This window comes from Aeromicrobium sp. 10G20-16, from assembly GCF_055809665.1.
Genome location: NZ_CM147919.1, coordinates 1,352,981 through 1,371,334, shown reverse-complemented (window position 1 = coordinate 1,371,334; position 18,354 = coordinate 1,352,981). Strand labels below are relative to the sequence as shown.

Sequence of the window (18,354 nt, the reverse complement as noted above, 5' to 3'; positions counted from 1 at the left end):
CTAGGCTGACGCCCATGGCAGACATCGAGATCGGCACGGCCAAGCGCGGCCGACGGGCCTACTCCTTCGACGACATCGCGATCGTGCCCAGCCGCCGCACCCGCGACCCCGAAGAGGTCTCCACCGCCTGGCAGATCGACGCGTACCGGTTCGAGCTGCCGGTCATCGCAGCGCCGATGGACTCGGTCATGAGCCCGGACACCGCGATCGCCCTGGGACGACACGGTGGACTCGGCGTCCTCGACCTCGAGGGCCTGTGGACCCGCTACGAGAACCCGGAGAAGCTGCTCGACGAGGTCGCCTCGATCGACGGCCCCAGCGCGACCCAGCGTCTGCAGGAGATCTACGCGGAGCCGATCAAGGCCGAGCTGATCACCGCCCGGCTGCAGCAGATGCGCGAGGCGGGCGTCACGGTCGCCGGTGCCCTGTCGCCGCAGCGCACCAAGGAGTTCGCCGACGTCGTGGTCGGCGCCGGCGTCGACCTGTTCGTCATCCGCGGCACCACGGTGTCGGCCGAGCACGTGTCCGGCCGCGCCGAGCCGCTGAACCTCAAGCAGTTCATCTACGAGCTCGACGTGCCGGTCATCGTCGGCGGGTGCGCCACCCACCAGGCGGCCCTGCACCTCATGCGCACCGGTGCCGCCGGCGTGCTCGTCGGCTTCGGCGGGGGAGCAGCGCACACCACCCGCTCGGTGCTCGGTGTCGCGGTCCCGATGGCGTCTGCCGTCGCAGACGTCGCGGCAGCCCGACGCGACTACCTCGACGAGTCCGGTGGCCGGTACGTGCACGTCATCGCCGACGGCTCGATCGGTCGCAGCGGCGACATCGCCAAGGCCATCGCCTGCGGCGCCGACGCGGTCATGATCGGTTCGGCGTTCGCTCGCGCCGAGGAGGCTCCGGGCCGCGGCTTCCACTGGGGCGCCGAGGCCTGGCATCCCGACCTGCCGCGCGGTGAGCGGGTCGACATCGGCACCGTGGGCGACCTGGAGTCGGTGCTGTTCGGGCCATCCTCGGTCCCCGACGGCACGATGAACCTGATCGGCGCCCTGCGACGCGCCATGGCCACCACGGGCTACTCCGACCTCAAGGAGTTCCAGCGCGTCGAGGTCGTCGTCGGTTGATCCAGGACGTCGCCCTCGACGATCCCCGGGTGCTCGCGCTGCGGGCCACGATGTCCGACGAGATGGACGCGCTGTACGGGCGCCCTCGCCACAGCGTTCCGGGCGAGGCGATCGACGCGTCGTCGATCCTGGCCACCGTGCTGGTGGTCGAGGACGACGAGCCGATCGCCACAGCCGCCCTGCGCCGGCTGGGCGATGCCGTGGAGGTCAAGCGCATGTACGTCGTGCCGGGTGCCCGGGGCCGGGGGCTGGCGGGACGGCTGCTGACCGAGATGGAACGGCGAGCGCAGGAGTCCGGCGCAGCACGGGTGCTGCTCCACACCGGCCTGCGACAGACGTCGGCGATCGCGTTGTACCGCCGCCGCGGGTACGTCGAGGTGCCGGTGTTCGAGCCGTACCTGCAGGTGCCGGAGTCGATCTGCTTCGAGCGCCGCGTCGACGACCCTTCTCGTGGTGAGGGCGGCCCGGATCGCTAAGGTGACACCCGGACCAGGAACGGGGGACTCCATGGCTGCGCATGCCGCCGCACCACGTCGGGATCATCTGACGTGACGAGCCCACGGACCCCGCGGCTCGTCCGCACGACGGTCGCCGTCGTGCTCCTGGGCGTCCCGGCCGTGACCGTGCTGCTGGCCGACTCCGCCGAGCCACGCGTCAAGGCGGGCATCCTGCTGGTGCTGTACGCCGGCGCGGTGTTCGCCGCCGGACAGGCCCTGCGCGACCGCGATCGACCGGTCGTCGAACTGGCCGCCACTCTGGGTGGTCGCCCCGCCACGTACGTTCCCCTGCGGCCCTGGGCGCGGTGGTTCCTGCTGACCGTGGTCGTGGCGCTCGTCCTGACTCCGCAGGTCCTGGTGGCACCCCGCCCCGACGCGATGGTCGGCTTCCTGGTGCTGTTCAGCCCGCTGCTGGTGATGCTGCCCGACCTGGTGCGGCTGTCTCGCGCCCGTCTGGGCTTCTGGCTGTCCGACGAGCAGATCGAGATCGAGTCGTGGACGCACGCGGGCCGACTGGACTGGGACGACGTGGACAGTGTGGCCGCGAGCCCCTTGGGCCCGGAGCTCGTGCTGCTGCTGAAGGCTGCGGGGCACGTCGAGAAGTTCCCCCGACGTCGCTACTGGATCATCCGGTTCCGTCGAGTGGCCCCGCCGGGGGCGCTCGTGATCGCGCTCGAGGAGGCGGGCCGCGACCACCTGCGGATCGCCGAGGCGATCACGGCCGCCGTCGACGACGTGTCGATCCGCCGGAGGTTCGGCGAGCGCTGACGATCACCGATTCCACGGGCGGGTGATCTCGGTTACTTGCCAGTAGCGATGTGCCATCGGCGGTGTCATACTCGACGGATGAGTGAGTTCGACTACGACGTCATCATCATCGGGTCGGGATTCGGCGGCAGCGTCTCGGCGCTGCGTCTGGTCGAGAAGGGCTACAAGGTGCTCGTGCTCGAGGCCGGAAAGCGCTTCGAGGACAAGGACTTTGCCAAGACCTCGTGGCGTCTGCGCAAGTTCCTCTGGATGCCGCAGATCGGGTGCTACGGCATCCAGCGCATCGACAAGCTCAAGGATGTGCTCATCCTGTCCGGCGCGGGTGTCGGCGGCGGCTCGCTGGTGTACGCCAACACGCTCTACGAACCGCTCGAGCCGTTCTACCGCGACCCCGCGTGGGGGCACATCACCGACTGGCGCACCGAGCTGGCGCCCTACTACGACCAGGCCAAGCGGATGCTCGGTGTGACGGTCTACCCGCACGAGACACCGGCCGACCGCGTCCTCAAGGAGGTCGCGGACCAGATGGGCGTCGGTGGCACCTTCCACCACACGCCGGTCGGCGTCCTGTTCGGTGAGCCGGGTGAGAAGGTCGCCGATCCGTACTTCGGCGGCGTCGGGCCCGAGCGCAACGCCTGCACCAACTGCGGCGAGTGCATGACGGGGTGCCGGCACAACGCCAAGAACACCCTCGTCAAGAACTACCTGCACCTCGCCGAGGTCGGGGGCGCCGAGATCCGTCCGATGACCACGGTCACCGACGTCCGGCCGATCGCGGCCGACGGTGGGGGAGGTCAGGGGTACGAGGTCGAGACCCGCCGCACCAACCGGCGATTCCGCCCGCACGCCAAGCTGCGAGCGCAGCAGGTGATCTTCGCGGCCAGCACCATGGGCACCCAGAAGCTGTTGCACCGCATGCGCGACACCGGCCAGCTGCCGCACGTCTCACCACGCCTGGGCCTGCTGACGCGCACCAACTCCGAGGCGCTGCTGGGCGCCCTGGCCGACGACCGCGACGTCGACTACAGCGAGGGCGTGGCCATCACGTCGTCGTTCCATCCCAACGACCACACGCACGTGGAGCCGTGCCGCTACGGCAAGGGCTCCAACGCCATGGCGCTGATGCAGACGGTGCTGACCGACGGCAGTGGCGAGCGCGCGCGCTGGAAGGTGTGGCTGCGCGAGATGTGGCGCCAGAAGTTCAAGATCTTCAAGCTGTACGACCTGCTGCACTGGTCGGAGCGCACCGTCATCGCGCTGGTCATGCAGACCCACGACAACTCGATCACCACCTACACGAAGAGGGGCCTCACGGGGCGTCGTCGCCTGACGTCCAAGCAGGGCCACGGTGCGCCGAACCCGGCGTTCATCCCCGAGGGGCACGAGGCGGTCCAGCGGATGGCCGACGTCATGGACGGCACGCCCGGCGGCACCATCGGCGAACCGTTCAACGTGCCGCTCACGGCGCACTTCATGGGGGGCTGCACGATCGGCGACTCGGCCGAGACCGGCGTGATCGACCCGTACCAGCGTCTGTTCGGCCACGAGGGGCTGCACGTCATCGACGGGTCGGCGATCAGCGCCAACCTGGGCGTGAACCCGTCGTTGACCATCACGGCCCAGGCCGAGCGGGCGATGTCGATGTGGCCCAACAAGGGAGAAGCCGACCCGCGCCCGGCCCTCGACGAGCAGTACCGGGTGGTGCAGCCGGTCGCTCCCGTCTCGCCGTTGGTCCCCGACGAGGCCCCCGCCGCCCTCCGCCTCCCCATCATCGGCGTCAGTTGACGAGCCTCGGGGGCAGCGCCGAAGGGCACGTTCCTCGCGGGGCTCGTCACTGGCGAGCGGGGTCTGTTCGCCAGGGAGCGTAGCGACCGTGAGGCCGGAGGCCGAGGCGAACGACCGCTGACCGGCTCGCCTTCGCCTCGGTCGCTGGCGCTCCCGGGTCCTAGCGAGCTTGCGAGCGTGAGGCGCGCCAGCGCCGAAGGGCACGTTCCTCGCGGGGCTCGTCACTGGCGAGCAGGTTGTTCGCCAAGGAGGCCGCTTGCGGCCGACTGTGAGCGAAGCGAGGCGAACGACAGCCAGGAGGCTTGCGTTCGCCTCGGTCGCTGGCGCTCCCTCACGTTCCTCGCGGGGCTCGTCACTGGCGAGCAGGGTCTGTTCGCCCGGGAGCGACGCAGTCGCTCGCGCGGCGAAGCCGCGCACCACGCACAGAACCCGGCCGGGAGGGAGATCACGGGCCGGGTTCTGTAGTGCCACGAGGAGCAGCACGGCGATCTAACGGGAGGGAGTTTGTTAGATTCACACCACTCAACGACCGTCGTCACAGGGGGTTACGGCGTCACGAAGATTTTTCTTCGGGCTTGTTCCGACCGCTGATTCGCCCCGGTGGACGGGTCCTACGATGGTCACGTGACCGCAGACCATGATCTCGTGCTCGTCGTCGACTTCGGGGCACAGTACGCCCAGCTCATCGCACGCCGGGTCCGTGAGGCGCAGGTGTACTCCGAGATCGTGCCGCACACGATGCCGGTCGCGGAGATGGTGGCCAAGCAGCCGGCCGCGATCATCCTGTCCGGAGGCCCGTCCTCGGTCTACGAGCCGGGTGCGCCGCAGCTGGACGCCGACCTGTTCGACGCCCGGGTGCCGGTGTTCGGCATCTGCTACGGGTTCATGGCGATGGCGCAGGCGCTGGGCGGATCGGTGGCACACACCGGTCAGCGAGAGTACGGCCGCACGGCCGTCAGCGTCTCCGAGCCCGGCACCCTCCTGGCGGGCCTGCCCACCACGCTCACGTCGTGGATGTCGCACGGTGACGAGGTCGTCGGGGCGCCGGAGGGCTTCACCGTCAACGCCACCTCGCCGCGCGCCACGGTGGCCGCCTTCGAGCACCTCGACCAGCGTCTCGCCGGGGTGCAGTGGCATCCCGAGGTCATGCACAGCGAGCACGGCCAGCGGATCCTGGAGCGCTTCCTGGTCGAGATCGCCGGCTGCCGCCAGACGTGGACGAGCAGCAACATCGTCCAGGAGCAGGTCGATCTGATCCGCGAGCAGGTCGGCGACTCCCGCGTCATCTCGGCGCTCTCCGGCGGGGTCAACTCGGCGGTGTCCACGGCGCTGGTGCAGGCTGCCGTCGGCGACCAGCTCACTGCGGTGTTCGTCGACCACGGTCTGCTGCGCCAGGGCGAGGCCGAGCAGGTCGAGACCGACTACGTCGCGGCCACGGGCGTCGACCTGAAGGTCGTCGACGCGAAGGACCAGTTCCTCGGTTTTCTCGCGGGTGTCACCGACCCCGAGGAGAAGCGCAAGATCATCGGACGCGAGTTCATCCGGGTCTTCGAGGCGGCCGAGCGCGAGGTGCTGGCGACACCCGGCCCCCCGGTGAAGTTCCTGGTGCAGGGCACCTTGTACCCCGACGTCGTGGAGTCCGGCGGGGGCACGGGGGCGTCGAACATCAAGAGCCACCACAACGTGGGCGGGCTGCCCGAGGACCTCGAGTTCAGCCTGATCGAGCCGCTGCGCACGCTGTTCAAGGACGAAGTGCGCGACGTCGGTCGCCAGCTCGGCATCCCCGAGGCCATCGTCGGTCGTCACCCGTTCCCGGGACCGGGGCTGGCCATCCGCATCGTCGGTGCCGTCGACGAGTCGCGCCTCGAGATCCTGCGCGCAGCCGACGCCATCGTCCGCGAGGAGACCACGGCCGCGGGCCTCGACGGCGAGATCTGGCAGTTCCCGGTGGTGCTGCTGGCCGACGTGCGGTCCGTGGGCGTCCAGGGCGACGGCCGCACCTACGGCCATCCCATCGTGCTGCGCCCCGTGTCCAGCGAGGACGCCATGACCGCGGACTGGAGCCGGTTGCCCTACGAGGTGCTCGAACGCATCTCCACGCGCATCACCAACGAGGTGCCCGAGGTCAACCGGGTGGTCCTCGACGTCACGAGCAAGCCGCCCGGCACCATCGAGTGGGAGTGACGATCCGCTCGCGCCGGGCTCGGCGGCGTCGGGGCGCGGCTTGTTAGGATCGTCCGGGTGAGCCGACTTGCCCTCCTGCAGACCCGTCGCGGTGTCGTCGCGGCGGTGGCGACCGTGCTCGCGGCGGTGATCGTCATCGGCGCCGGTGTGTGGGCGCTGACCGGCGACGACTCGGCCCCCCAGGCGTCACAGTCCTCCTCGTCACCGTCGGCCGACCCCACGGACGAACCGAGCGACGAGCCGTCCGCCGAGCCCGAGCCGACCGACAGCCCCACCTGCGAGGGGCCCACCACCCAGGTCAACCTCGAGGGTGTCGAGCAGGAGTCCCTGCTCCCCGACTGTGGTTCGGCGCCGGTGTCGGTGCCCGAGCAGCAGAAGTCGGGGCTCGGCCTCGGGTGCGGCGGTTCCTACCCGATCATCCTGTACAAGACCCGCACCGCCGACTCCAAGTCCTCCATCTGCGGTGAGACCAGCTCGGGGGAGAAGCTGCGTGTCGTCATCGCACCCGACGGCGGCGCTCCACGCGACCTGAAGGGCCGCTACGAGTACACCCTCGACGCGTTCGTGGCGAAGGACGGCGACACCACCTACGTGGTGCAGGCCTACGACGGCACCATCGTGGCCAAGCGGGATGGTCGGACCTCCACCGAGAAGTCCACCGAGTGGAGCTCGCTGGACAACGAGTCCGACGGCGAGCCCGAGAAGTAGGACTCCTACTCGACCTGGGACGGCTCGCCCAGCACCAGGCCTCGGTGAGCGCTCACGAAGGCCTCGACCGTGCCGTCGCGCATCGTCGCGAACAACTGGTCGCCGAGCTCCTGGTCGTAGTCGACGATGCTGCCGGCGACCGGATCGGTGCTGGTGCCGGTGGTGGGTGCGGTCATGAAGGTCACGTCCGTCGGAGCGAGAGTCCGCAGGGAGAACGCCAACGACCGGATGTCGGAGTTGGACCAGTCCTCGTCGACGGCGAGGTTCTTCGCAATCGAGGACACCGTCCTCTGCAGGGTCACCGGGTTGCTCAGGGTGCCGCGGTCGAACAGCTTCAGCACGATCGATCGCAAGAAGTTCTGCTGGCGCCGGACGCGGCCGAAGTCACCGCTGGAGAGTCCGTAGCGCTCGCCGACGTAGGCGAGTGCCTGCTTGCCGTCGAGGGTGCGGGTGCCGGCGCCCTGGGTGGTGATCTTCACCCCGCCGAGGGCATTGGTGATGTCCTCGAACCCGTCCCAGTCGACCATCGCGAGGTGGTCGATGCGCAGGCCGGTGAGGTTCTCGACCGTCGAGATGGCGCCGGACGGGCCGTAGAGCGAGAGCGCGGCGTTGATCTTGCTGGTCTCCCGACGGGTGCCGGTGCCGTCGTAGATGGGGACGTAGCTGTCGCGGGGGATCGAGACCGCGTAGACCGACCGTCGGTTCGCGTCGACGTGCACCAGCATCGTGGCATCGCTGCGATACCTGCCGACGGGCCACGTGCCGGACGCCGCGTCCTGCAGGATCGAGTTGCCGCCCGGGTCGCGAGCCGACCCCGAGTCGGCTCCGAGGAGCAAGATGTTGAGCGACTCCGCCTGCGTCGGCACCGGTCGGCTCGCCTCGGGAACCGTCAGCGGAACACGCTCGATGTCGCCCAGCGACCGGTTGAGCAGCAGTGCGAACCCGCCGGCGGCGAGGCCCAGCACCAGCGTCAGCGCCAGCAGCGACAGCAGCAGCCCCCGGACGCGACGACGACGCTGCGCGCTCGCCGCGAATCGAACCATGACACGTTCCTCGAGGTGGAGTTCATGACGGCACCGCGGACGGCGCCCTGTGTGTGAGAGTGCCGAGACGTCCTCGTCTGACGCGGCGACGAGGATGCGTGGTCGGTCTACTGCTCGACGGTGACGGGCGGCAGGGCGTTGAGACGCCCGCTGATCGTGGTCACGGCGGCCACGATCTGATCCGCGGCGCGACGATGAGCGGCCGCGCCGCGGCGGTACGGGTCGGCAATGTCGGCGTCGACCGGCGCGAGTGCTCGCTGCCGTGACGCCTCGGCGATCAGCTCCAACGGGCTGGCCAGGTCGTCGGCGTCGATCGCCTCGACGAGGGCGGCGAACTCGAGCAGGGTGAAGCTGCGGTGCAGCGCCCGCGGATGCAGCGCGAGCACGTCGCTGCGGTGCTCGCGCGTGGCCGTGACGACGAGGTCGGCCCCGTCGAGTGCCGCCGGTGTCACGGGGCTGGAGCGGAAGTCACCGGCGTGCAGGCCGAGACGCTCGGCCTCGGCGGCCGACATGGCGTCCATGGGCTCGGCGCGGCGCCCCCGGACCCCGGCGCTGCCGACGGTGAACCGGTCGGCGTCGAGCTGGCTGCGCAACGACAGCTCCATCAACGGCGACCGGCAGATGTTGGCGGTGCAGATGGCGAGGATCGAGACCGGTCGTGTCGTCACGGAATCGCCCTACTCCTGGGTGGGCGGAGTGGGCGGAGCGTCCTGCGACTCCTGGTAGACGTCCGGCACGCCGTCGGCATCGGAGTCCATCTGTTCACGCAGGTCGATCAGGCGGTACCGGCGCTCGCGCAGCCCGAGCACGACCGCAGCGGCTGCGGCCGAGATGAGCGACCCGACCAGCACGCCGACCTTGACGTGCTCGTCGGTCGTGGATCCGGGGCCGAAGGCGAGCTCGCCGATCAGCAGCGAGACGGTGAACCCGACGCCGGCCAGCATGGACAGGCCGACGACGTCGGGCCAGCCGAGGTCGTCGTCCAGATCTGCCTTGGTGAACGTGGCCATCAACCACGTGGCGGCCGTGATGCCGATGGTCTTGCCCAGGAAGAGGCCGGCGATGATGCCGATCGTCACCTTGTCGGACATGGCGCTGGTGAAGCCGGACCAGCCACCGATCGCGACGCCCGCCGAGAAGAACGCGAAGATCGGCACGGCGACGGCCGACGACAACGGGCGCAGCCGGTGCTCGAGGTACTCCGCGTACCCGGGCCCGGGGCCGTCGGCGCGCCGGATGACCGGCACGGTGAAGGCCAGCAGCACGCCGGCCACCGTCGCGTGGACGCCGGAGGCGTGCACCAGGCCCCAGGTGAGCAGGGCCAGGGGCACCAGCAGCCACCAGGTGCGGCGGCGCGCCTGCACCAGCGCGCCGAAGGCGGCGAGCGGCACGATCGCCGCCATCAGGTACACGATCTCGAGGTCGGAGGTGTAGAACAACGCGATGATCGTGATGGCCAGCAGGTCGTCGACCACCGCGAGGGTGAGCAGGAACGTGCGCAGCGCCGTGGGCAGGTGGTTGCTGATGACCGCGAGGACGGCCAGGGCGAACGCGATGTCGGTGGCGGTCGGAATGGCCCACCCGGCGAGATTGTCGGTGCCCAGGTTGATCAGGACGTAGAAGAGTGCGGGCACGGCCATGCCACCGACGGCCGCGACGACCGGCAGGGCGGCGCGGCGGGGGTCGCGCAGGTCGCCGGCGACGAACTCGCGCTTGAGCTCGAGACCGGCCACGAAGAAGAAGATCGCCAGCAGGCCGTCGGCAGCCCACTCGCCGGTGGTCAGGTTCAGGTGCAGGGACTCGAACCCGAACGAGGCGTCGCGCAGCTCGGAGTAGGCGTCGCCGACGTTGGCGGCGATGAGCGCGGCCACGGTGGCGATCAACAGCAGGACGCCGCCGATGGTCTCCTGGCGCAGGATGTCCGCGATGCGCGAGGCCTCGGGCCAGGTGCCACGGGTGAAGATGCGGGTACGTTGATCAGTCACGGGAAACTTCCGGGATCGATGACATGGCGCCGACCAGACTTCCCGGCTCACCTGCGGGCAGTGTATCGGGCCGGTGCCGGGCCGATAGCCTCTGGTCATGCTGGACGTCGCGCTCGCCGCCCCGAACGAGGCGGCTGCCGACGCCGGCGAGCAGGTGGTGCGCGCGGGTGGCAACGCCATCGACGCCGCTCTCGCGGCGAGTCTGGTCACGATGGTCAACGAGGTCGGCATCGTCTCGCCGAGCTCGGGCGGCTTCGTCACGGTGCAACCGCCCGGCGGTGGGCCGCCGCAGACCGTGGACGGCTGGATGGACATGCCCGGTCGGGCGGCGGCCGCTCGGGGGACGGGCACCTGGGACGTGCGCACCGAGTACGGCGGCGGGGTGACGGTGACGATCGGCGCCGGGTCGGTCGCCGCCCACGGGTCAATCGCGGCGTTCGAGGAGACGCACCGTCGGTGGGGACGTGTGCCGTGGCGTGAGCTGTTCGGTCCGGCCGTCGCCGTGGCACGAGACGGCTTCCGACTCAGCTCGGCCTCGCGCTTCTACCTGGACTACGTGCACGACGACATCTTCGGCTGGGACGACGTCAGCCGAGCGGCGGTGCACGACCCGGACGGCACCGTACGGACCGGCGACGTGCGGCTGCCGGACCTGGCTGCGTCGCTCGAGCAGATCGCCGAGCAGGGGGCCGCGGCGCTGCACACGGGTGATCTGGCCCGCGCGATCGCGGCGGACGTGCAGGACCGTGGCGGCATCCTGGGGATCGACGACCTCTCCGCGTATCGCCCGGTGACTCGTCCGTCGCTGGAGAGCCGTGTCGGTCCCTGGACGTTCGGCACCAATCCACCGCCGTCGGTCGGTGGGGCCTGCCTCACCGCGATGCTACGACTGCTCGACGGGCGTCCCACCGGTCCGTGGACGCCGGAGGACGTCGCGCATCTGGTGCGCGTGCAGCGGGCCGTCCTGTCGCGCCGCCTCGACGTGCTCGACCACACCGACGACCTCGACCGCGACGCCGCGGCGTTGCTGGCCGATGTCGACCGTCACCAGCTGGGTGCGCTCGAGTCGGGATCCACCGCGCAGGTCTCGGCCACCGACGCGGACGGTGCCGCGTGCTCGGTCACGGTCTCGTCCGGCTACAGCTCCGGGATGGTTGCCCGGGGCACCGGCATCTGGCTGAACAACTGCCTCGGCGAGCAGGAGCTCAATCCGCGCGGTCTGCACGGTCTCGAACCGGGCACCCGGCTGCTGTCGAACATGGCGCCCACCGTCGGTCACCACGACGACGGGTCGGTCATCGCGATCGGATCGCCGGGTGCCGACCGCATCACCACGGCGATCACGCAGGCCCTGGCAGGTTTCGCCAACGGTGGCATGGCCCTGCAGGACGCGGTCAACCATCCGCGCGTCCACGTGCACCGGGCGGGCCGGCCGGACGAGGTCGTGCAGACCGAGTCCGAGCTGACGATGTACTACGGCGGGGTGGCCGCCACCGTGCGTGCCGCGGACGGCCGGCTCGTGGCCGCTGCCGACCCGCGACGCGACGGCGCTGTGCGCCTGTTGCGCACCACCGATTTGCTTTGATGGAGCCATGGCCCCCGGACCCGTGACTGGCCGCCCGATCGTGATCGGTCACCGCGGTGTTCCCGGTGAGCGCCTGGAGCACACGCGCCCGTCGTACCTGCTGGCGATCGAGCAGGGCGCCGACTACATCGAGCCGGACGTCGTCAGCACCCGCGACGGGGTGCTGGTCGTGCGACACGAGAACGAGATCAGCGGCACCACCGACGTCGCCGCCCGACCCGAGTTCGCCGACCGCAAGGTCACGCGGTTCATCGACGGCGTGCCGTTGGCCGGGTGGTTCACCGAGGACTTCACGCTCGAGGAGATCAAGACGTTGCGGGTCAAGGAGCGCCTGCCCGACCTGCGGCCGCAGAACATCGCGCTCGCCGGCCAGGAGCAGATCCTCACGTTCGACGAGGTCCTCACGATCGCCGAGGAGGGCGCGGCGGCGACCGGCCGGAGCGTCGGCGTCTACGTCGAGACCAAGCACCCCACGTACTTCGCGGGTCTGGGCCTGGACCTGAACGACCTGCTGGTCGCGGACCTGGACCGGCGGGGGGTCAACCACGCCGACGCCCCGGTGATCATCCAGAGCAAGGAGGTCGGCAACCTGCGCGCGCTGCGCGACCGCACTGCTCTTCCGCTGATCCAGCTGACGGACCGCCAGGGCGCACCCTTCGACCTCGAGGCCGCCGGCGACCCGCGGACCTACGCCGACCTCACGACCCCTGCCTGCCTCGCCGAGATCGCGCGGTACGCCGACGGCATCGGGCCCAACAAGAGCCAGGTGATCGCTCGCGACGACCACAAGCGGCTCGCCGGCCCGACCGGGCTGGTCGGTCACGCCCATGACGTGGGCCTGCTCGTGCACATCTGGACGATGCGCGACGAGAACAACTTCCTGCCGGCGGACCTGCGCGTCGGCACCGACCGGTCGGCCCACGGTGACGCTCAGGGCGAGTACCGGGCGTTCTTCGATGCCGGCGTCGACGGCGTCTTCAGCGACTTCACGGCGACCGCCGTGGAAGCCCTGCAGCGCTGGCAGGAGGGCGCATGAGGCCGCAGGTCGTCGCCCACCGTGGCGCCAGCCACGAGAACGCCGAGCACACGCTCGGCGCCTACGTGCGAGCGATCGACGCCGGGGCCGACGGGCTGGAGTGCGATGTGCGCCTGACCGCGGACGGCCACCTGGTGTGTGTGCACGACCGCGACCTGCGACGCACGGCCCGGACCCGGGGCACCGTCTCCTCGATGGACCTGGCCGAGCTCTCCGAGCTGGACTTCGCCGCGTGGAAGCACCCGTGGGCCGACCTCGACGACGAGGCCGAGGACCGTGACGAGAACCTCGACGGCCTGCTGACGTTGCGCACGCTGCTGCAGACCGCGGCGGACTGTGGGCGCCGCGTCGAGGTCGCGATCGAGACCAAGCACCCCACCCGGTTCGGCGGACTGGTCGAGGAACGACTCGTCGAGCTGCTGCGCGAGTTCGGGTGGGACCGTGCCGGTTCGCCGGTCCGGGTCATGAGCTTCTCGTGGAACGCCTTGCGCCGGGTCGAGCGACTGGCACCCGGGGTGCCCTTGGTGCAGCTGGTCGAGAAGCAGCACCACTGGCCGATCCTGCGCCGGGTGATCGGCCGCGACTGGCTGGTCGGCCCCGGCATGCAGGAGCTGCGGGAGCATCCGCGGCTGGGCCGGGACATCGCCCGCAGCGGCCACGAGATCCACGTGTGGGTGGTCAACAACGCCGCGGACCTGCAGACGTGCATGGATCTGGGCGTGACGGCCGTCATCACCGACCGTCCCGCCCAGATCATCAAGCTGCTCGACCGCTGAACGCCGCTCAGGTCGTGGGCGGCGGGTCAGCGGGGCTGACCACGGTCACGGTGCGGCCGTCGCGGGGCATCAGCACCCACGCGACCAGGTACGCGATGATCACGGTGCCGAAGCCGAGGACGGCCAGGACGACCGCCACGACGCGCACCAGGTTGGGATCGACGCCGGTGTAGCGGCCGATGCCGCCGCAGACGCCTCCGATCCACTTGTCGTCACGACTGCGGGTCAGCTGCTTGCTCATGGTGATCCTCCTGGAGGGGTTCGGTGGGGTGGTCGAGGGAGACGGTGCGAGGGTCGGTCGGTGAGGGCTTCCAGAAGGTGGCGACGATGCCGAGGACGCCAACGGCGATCAGCACGCCGCTCAGCCCGAGGCTGAACTGCTGTCGAGACAGCAGGTCCTGGTCCCAGACGGCCCAGTTGCCGGCGACGGCCAGGAAGAACAGGCCGAACGCGACACCGGTCCAGCGGAAGGAGTGGCGGTTCATTGACGGATCACCTCGATGTTGCCGACCTTCTGGTCGATGGTCAGGGTCAGGGCGCGGCCCGGGTCGGCCGCCGTGTCGAGCTGGTTGTCGGTGCCGTTGACCTTGCGGTCGAAGACGGCGATCTCACCGACGGACAGGTCCGCCGCCACCGAGACGTTCAGGCCGTTGGGCACGATGATCTTGGTCTGTCCGACCCCGTTGTCCAACGTCAGGCTGCGGCCCAGCAGGGCGTCGGGGTCCGAGACGTCGCTGAGGTCGAGCTCCAGCAGCCCGACGCCGTGCTCGTACGTGGACGAGACGTCGGCCGCGGTGGTGGGCGTCAGCTGCTGCGCACCGACCCGCGCGTTGGGCAGCAGGGTGCCGAGCCCGAGCACGACGGCGAGGAGCAGGCCGAGGAAGATCAGTGGACCTCCGTCGCCCACGACGGTGCTCAGCAGCACGGCCACGGCGACGACCGTCAGGGCGACGGCGGCGTAGGTGGTCCACGGGGTGCCGCCACGACTGTCCGCGATGATCCGGGTGATGGCGACCGCGATCGCCGTCACGGACAGGGTCAGGACCGTGAGGGCCCAGGACCGTCGTTCCGGTGGCAGCTGGTAGGTGACGGTGCGGACGCCGTCGTGCACCGTGTCCGACACCGGTTGCTGCTGCGCGGCCTCGGTCCGGGCCGCCCGCGCCTCGCGGCGGCGACGGGGCCGCACCACGAACACGTAGACGACCAGTGCGAGCGGGACCAGCCCCCAGGGGGCACCTCCCCATCCCCAGCCCCATCCGCTGTCGCCGACGATCGTCAGGACCGCGACGACGGCGGCGATCACGAGCCCTGCGACGCGGACCTTCTCCTCGTTGTCGCCGAGCTTGAACCAGTCGGCCGCGATGCTGGTGCCGGTGTCGTCGGCCGGGAGGAAGAACCAGGCCGCCGCGTAGAGAATGACTCCGGCGCCACCGAGCAGGGTGAGGACGGCGAACAGGACCCGGACGAGCACCGGGTCGACGTCGAGGTGCCGGGCGATGCCGGTGCTGACGCCGGCGACCAGCCGATGGTCGGAGGACCGACGCGCGTCCGTGATCGAGCGCAGGCGGCCCGCCTCGAAGCGAGCGTCGCCTGCACCGGAGCCGGCACTGGATTCTGTACCGGCTTCTGGGCCGGCGCCGGTGTCCGTGGAGTCGTGCTGGGTGTCGTTCATGGCTCCATCGTGTCGCTGGTGAGGCGTGCGGACCATCGGGGACGACCCTGAACGTGGCCCCGGCAGATCAGGGTGCGACGAGGGTCGTGCGCTGTGGCGGCTGGGGGACGCGACGTGTGACGATCAGGTGTGACCGAATTCCGACGCGCGACCCGGCCGGCGGATCGTCGACTGGTCGCGGGTGTCAGCGCCGGCGTCGCCGACCACCTCGGCGTCCCCGAGCTCCCAGTGCGCATCGCGTTCATCGTCGGCACGTGGTTCAACGGTGCCGGTCTCGTCGCCTACCTGTTGCTGTGGCGGTTCCTGCCGCTGCGCCAGCCCGACCTGTCGCCGGGTCTGGAGTCGGCGACGCGCCGGGGTCTGCGCACCGACTCCCGACCGGGTCCGACCGACGTGCTGCAGGGTGTGGCGCTGGCGGCCATCGGCATCGGCGTTCTGGTGTTCCTGCTGGGCACCGGTCGCGGGCCCAACGGCACGCTGCTGGTCCCCGTGCTGGTCGCGGTCGTCGGGGTCGCCGTCATCTGGCGACAGCTCGACGACGCCTCCCTGGGACGCTGGATGCGGCAGACCAGCGGCGTCGCGGTCGCTGCGCGCATCGGTGCCGGCGTGATCCTCGTGGCGGTGGCCGCCACCTACGTCGTCACCCAGGATCGTGGCTGGGGTGCGGTCGTCGACCTCGGCTCGGCCGTCGTCGTCGCGCTGCTCGGTGTCGCACTGATCCTCGGCCCCTGGTTGTACAAGCTGGTGGGTGACCTCGCCGACGAGCGTCGCGAGCGGGTCCGCTCGCAGGAGCGCGCCGACGTGGCGGCCCACCTGCACGACTCGGTGCTGCAGACCTTGGCGCTGCTGCAGAAGAACGCCGGAGACGCCGCCCACGTGGCCACCCTGGCGCGGCGCCAGGAGCGCGAGCTGCGGTCGTGGCTCTACGGCACCGACGAGACCATCGGCGACCGGTTCGCGGCGTCGCTGCGGGGCGTGGCCGCCGAGGTCGAGGACGCGCACGAGGTCGCGATCGAGACCGTCGTGGTGGGCGACGCGCCGATGGGAGCTGACGTCACGGCCCTGGTGCGCGCCGCCCGTGAGGCGATGATCAACGCGTCCAAGCACGCGGGGGTCGACCGCATCGACGTGTACGCCGAGTGCGACGCCAGCTCGGTGGCCGTGTTCGTGCGCGACCGCGGGGTCGGCTTCGATCCTGCCCAGATCGCGGAGGACCGCATGGGCGTGCGCCGCTCGATCGTGGACCGGGTCGAGCGTCACCGGGGGACCGCAGAGATCCGCAGCGCCCCCGGCGAGGGCACCGAGGTCCGTCTGTCGGTCCCGCTGCACGGCCCCGTTCCCGATCCCGACCTCGAGGAGATCCGATGACCCAGCCGGTGAGTGAGTCGGGCGGTGCGCTCCGCGTGGTGCTCGTGGACGACCACGCGATGTTCCGCACGGGTGTCCGTGCCGAGATCTCCGGCTCCGTGGACGTCGTCGGGGAGGCCGAGGACGTCGACAGCGCGGTGCGGATCATCGCCGACCTGGCGCCTGACGTCGTGCTGCTCGACGTGCACATGCCCGGCGGCGGCGGCCTGGAGGTCATCCGGCGCCTGCAGGCCTCCCCTCGCCAGCGGCCCGAGAACGTCACCTTCCTCGCCCTGTCGGTCAGCGACGCAGCCGAGGACGTCATCGGCATCATCCGCGCCGGTGCTCGCGGCTACGTCACCAAGAACATCTCCGGCGGTGACCTGCTCGACGCCATCGCCCGGGTCGCCGCGGGTGACGCGGTGTTCTCGCCCCGACTGGCGGGCTTCGTGCTCGACGCCTTCGCGGGCACGATCGAGATCGCCCAGGTGGACGAGGACCTCGATCGGCTCACCGAGCGCGAGCGCGAGGTCATGCGCCTCATCGCACGTGGGTACGCCTACAAGGAGGTGGCCTCCGAGCTGTTCATCTCGATCAAGACCGTCGAGACCCACGTGAGCAGCGTGCTGCGCAAGCTGCAGCTGTCCAGCCGCCACGAGCTGACCCGATGGGCGAACGACCGCCGCCTGATCTGATCAGGTAAGGGCCCCCTTACTCAGGTCGAATTGATAAGGATAGGCTTACCTCGTTTCCAAACGACGAGGAGCTTCACGTGCGCATCTTGCGAGTCCTGACCCTGGGCCTGGCGGTCCCCCTCACCCTGACCGTCGTGGCTGCCTGCAGCACCGGATCCGGCGCGGACGACAAGGCCGACGCCGTGTCGGCCAGCACGGTCGACGCCGACGCGTTCCCGGTGACCATCAAGCACGCCCTGGGCACGACGACGATCGAGTCCGAGCCGAAGCGCGTCGTCGCGGTCGGCTACGCCGAGGCCGACTTCCCGCTCTCGCTCGGCGCGGTGCCCGTCGGGGCCGCCAAGATCACCTATGCCGGCAACGACAACTTCTCCAGCGACTTCTTCGACGCCAAGCTGGCCACGATCGACGGCGCCGAGCAGCCGAAGCGTCTCGACGAGACCGACGGTGTGCCGGTCGAGGAGATCGTGCGCCTCGAGCCCGACCTCGTCACCGCCACCCAGTCCGGCATGACCCAGGCGGAGTACGACAAGCTCACCGCCGCCGGCATTCCCGTGCTCGCCTACCCGAACGCGCCCTACACGACCACCTGGCAGGAGTCGCTCGACCTCGTCGGGCAGGCGCTGGGTCGCTCGACGCTGGCCGACCAGGTCGCCTCGGACACCCAGCAGCTGATCGACGACACGGCGGCCAGGTATCCGCAGCTCGCCGGCAAGACGTTCACCTTCGGTGGCCCCAACGCGGGTGACTTCTCCTCGTTCTACGTCTACTCCGTCCAGGACAACCGGCCTCGGCTGCTGACCGAGCTGGGCATGGAGAACACCGAGTTCGCGCAGCAGCAGAGCGAGGACGGACAGTTCCTGTTCAACGTGTCGTCCGAGCGCGCCGGACAGCTCGATGCCGACGTCTTCCTCACCTACGCGACCAGCCAGGACGAGGTCGAGGCCCTGGCCACGAACCCCCTGACCCGGCAGATCCCGGCCATCGCCGACAACCGGTGGTACGCCAGCGTCGACGTGACCGAGGCGGTCGGCTTCTCGGCTCCCTCGCCGCTGTCCCTGCCATCGGCCCTCGAGCGGTACGTGCCCAAGGTGGCAGCAGCCGTCGACGGGAACGGATCGGGCTCCTGACCACGGTCACCTCTCCGCAGCC

At 70.4% G+C, this 18,354-nt stretch carries 18 protein-coding genes; 12 read left to right on the top strand and 6 right to left on the bottom strand.

The features are described 5' to 3' along the window. Nucleotides 1–14 precede the first annotated feature (14 nt). The 6 genes from AC0L5F_RS06855 (at nt 15) to AC0L5F_RS06830 (ending at nt 7,063) form a co-directional block, all read left to right on the top strand. Nucleotides 15–1,121 (top strand): GuaB3 family IMP dehydrogenase-related protein, encoded by a 1,107-nt coding sequence (locus AC0L5F_RS06855; protein ID WP_473315876.1) that lies wholly within the window; start codon nt 15–17, stop codon nt 1,119–1,121. Continuing rightward, nucleotides 1,118–1,597: a GNAT family N-acetyltransferase gene (locus AC0L5F_RS06850; protein WP_473315875.1), complete on the top strand. Its 480-nt coding sequence runs from the start codon at nt 1,118–1,120 to the stop codon at nt 1,595–1,597. Before AC0L5F_RS06855 ends, AC0L5F_RS06850 begins: the two co-directional genes overlap by 4 nt. A gap of 72 nt (nt 1,598–1,669) precedes the next feature. Continuing rightward, nucleotides 1,670–2,386: a hypothetical protein gene (locus AC0L5F_RS06845; protein WP_473315874.1), complete on the top strand. Its 717-nt coding sequence runs from the start codon at nt 1,670–1,672 to the stop codon at nt 2,384–2,386. A gap of 78 nt (nt 2,387–2,464) precedes the next feature. Further along, on the top strand, nt 2,465–4,171 hold the full coding sequence (locus tag AC0L5F_RS06840) for a GMC oxidoreductase (protein WP_473315873.1): 1,707 nt from the start codon (nt 2,465–2,467) through the stop codon (nt 4,169–4,171). A gap of 624 nt (nt 4,172–4,795) precedes the next feature. Continuing rightward, nucleotides 4,796–6,355, top strand: coding sequence for a glutamine-hydrolyzing GMP synthase (guaA, locus tag AC0L5F_RS06835; RefSeq protein WP_473315872.1), 1,560 nt, complete (start codon nt 4,796–4,798; stop codon nt 6,353–6,355). A gap of 57 nt (nt 6,356–6,412) precedes the next feature. After that, nucleotides 6,413–7,063 carry a hypothetical protein gene (locus tag AC0L5F_RS06830; RefSeq protein WP_473315871.1) on the top strand — a complete coding sequence of 217 codons (651 nt, stop codon included), beginning with the start codon at nt 6,413–6,415 and terminating at the stop codon, nt 7,061–7,063. Nucleotides 7,064–7,068: 5 nt separating this feature from the next. Here AC0L5F_RS06830 and AC0L5F_RS06825 read toward each other — a convergent pair whose 3' ends face one another. From AC0L5F_RS06825 to nhaA, 3 genes are all read right to left on the bottom strand, one after another. Then, on the bottom strand, nt 7,069–8,106 hold the full coding sequence (locus AC0L5F_RS06825) for an LCP family protein (protein WP_473315870.1): 1,038 nt from the start codon (nt 8,104–8,106) through the stop codon (nt 7,069–7,071). Between the two features lie 107 nt (nt 8,107–8,213). After that, nucleotides 8,214–8,774, bottom strand: coding sequence for an arsenate-mycothiol transferase ArsC (locus tag AC0L5F_RS06820; RefSeq protein WP_473315869.1), 561 nt, complete (start codon nt 8,772–8,774; stop codon nt 8,214–8,216). 9 nt (nt 8,775–8,783) lie between these two features. After that, complete coding sequence (gene nhaA / locus AC0L5F_RS06815) at nt 8,784–10,091, bottom strand: Na+/H+ antiporter NhaA (RefSeq protein WP_473315868.1); 1,308 nt, start codon at nt 10,089–10,091, stop codon at nt 8,784–8,786. A 97-nt stretch (nt 10,092–10,188) separates the two neighbouring features. Here nhaA and AC0L5F_RS06810 point away from each other — a divergent pair, with 97 nt between their 5' ends. From AC0L5F_RS06810 to AC0L5F_RS06800, 3 genes are read left to right on the top strand one after another with little or no spacing between them, the layout of a single operon-like run. Next, nucleotides 10,189–11,676, top strand: a complete 1,488-nt coding sequence (locus tag AC0L5F_RS06810; protein ID WP_473315867.1) for a gamma-glutamyltransferase — start codon at nt 10,189–10,191, stop codon at nt 11,674–11,676. A gap of 7 nt (nt 11,677–11,683) precedes the next feature. Next, nucleotides 11,684–12,712 carry a glycerophosphodiester phosphodiesterase gene (locus AC0L5F_RS06805; RefSeq protein WP_473315866.1) on the top strand — a complete coding sequence of 343 codons (1,029 nt, stop codon included), beginning with the start codon at nt 11,684–11,686 and terminating at the stop codon, nt 12,710–12,712. Further along, on the top strand, nt 12,709–13,488 hold the full coding sequence (locus AC0L5F_RS06800; protein WP_473315865.1) for a glycerophosphodiester phosphodiesterase: 780 nt from the start codon (nt 12,709–12,711) through the stop codon (nt 13,486–13,488). The genes AC0L5F_RS06805 and AC0L5F_RS06800 overlap by 4 nt, the downstream gene beginning before the upstream one ends. A gap of 7 nt (nt 13,489–13,495) precedes the next feature. On the opposite strand, the gene AC0L5F_RS06795 is transcribed toward AC0L5F_RS06800, so the two are convergent. The 3 genes from AC0L5F_RS06795 to AC0L5F_RS06785 are packed head-to-tail and all read right to left on the bottom strand — an operon-like array spanning nt 13,496 to nt 15,160. Further along, nucleotides 13,496–13,729, bottom strand: coding sequence for a PspC domain-containing protein (locus AC0L5F_RS06795; protein ID WP_473315864.1), 234 nt, complete (start codon nt 13,727–13,729; stop codon nt 13,496–13,498). Further along, on the bottom strand, nt 13,701–13,973 hold the full coding sequence (locus AC0L5F_RS06790; protein WP_473315863.1) for a hypothetical protein: 273 nt from the start codon (nt 13,971–13,973) through the stop codon (nt 13,701–13,703). Before AC0L5F_RS06790 ends, AC0L5F_RS06795 begins: the two co-directional genes overlap by 29 nt. Further along, the gene (locus AC0L5F_RS06785) at nt 13,970–15,160 is read right to left on the bottom strand and encodes a PspC domain-containing protein (protein ID WP_473315862.1); all 1,191 of its coding nucleotides are present in this window, start codon (nt 15,158–15,160) and stop codon (nt 13,970–13,972) included. Before AC0L5F_RS06785 ends, AC0L5F_RS06790 begins: the two co-directional genes overlap by 4 nt. A 129-nt stretch (nt 15,161–15,289) precedes the next feature. Here AC0L5F_RS06785 and AC0L5F_RS06780 point away from each other — a divergent pair, with 129 nt between their 5' ends. From AC0L5F_RS06780 to AC0L5F_RS06770, 3 genes are all read left to right on the top strand, one after another. After that, the gene (locus tag AC0L5F_RS06780) at nt 15,290–16,528 is read left to right on the top strand and encodes an ATP-binding protein (RefSeq protein ID WP_473315861.1); all 1,239 of its coding nucleotides are present in this window, start codon (nt 15,290–15,292) and stop codon (nt 16,526–16,528) included. Continuing rightward, nucleotides 16,525–17,202, top strand: a complete 678-nt coding sequence (locus AC0L5F_RS06775; protein ID WP_473315860.1) for a response regulator — start codon at nt 16,525–16,527, stop codon at nt 17,200–17,202. The genes AC0L5F_RS06780 and AC0L5F_RS06775 overlap by 4 nt, the downstream gene beginning before the upstream one ends. A 77-nt stretch (nt 17,203–17,279) precedes the next feature. Further along, nucleotides 17,280–18,332: an ABC transporter substrate-binding protein gene (locus AC0L5F_RS06770; protein WP_473315859.1), complete on the top strand. Its 1,053-nt coding sequence runs from the start codon at nt 17,280–17,282 to the stop codon at nt 18,330–18,332. The last annotated feature ends 22 nt before the right edge of the window (nt 18,333–18,354 follow it).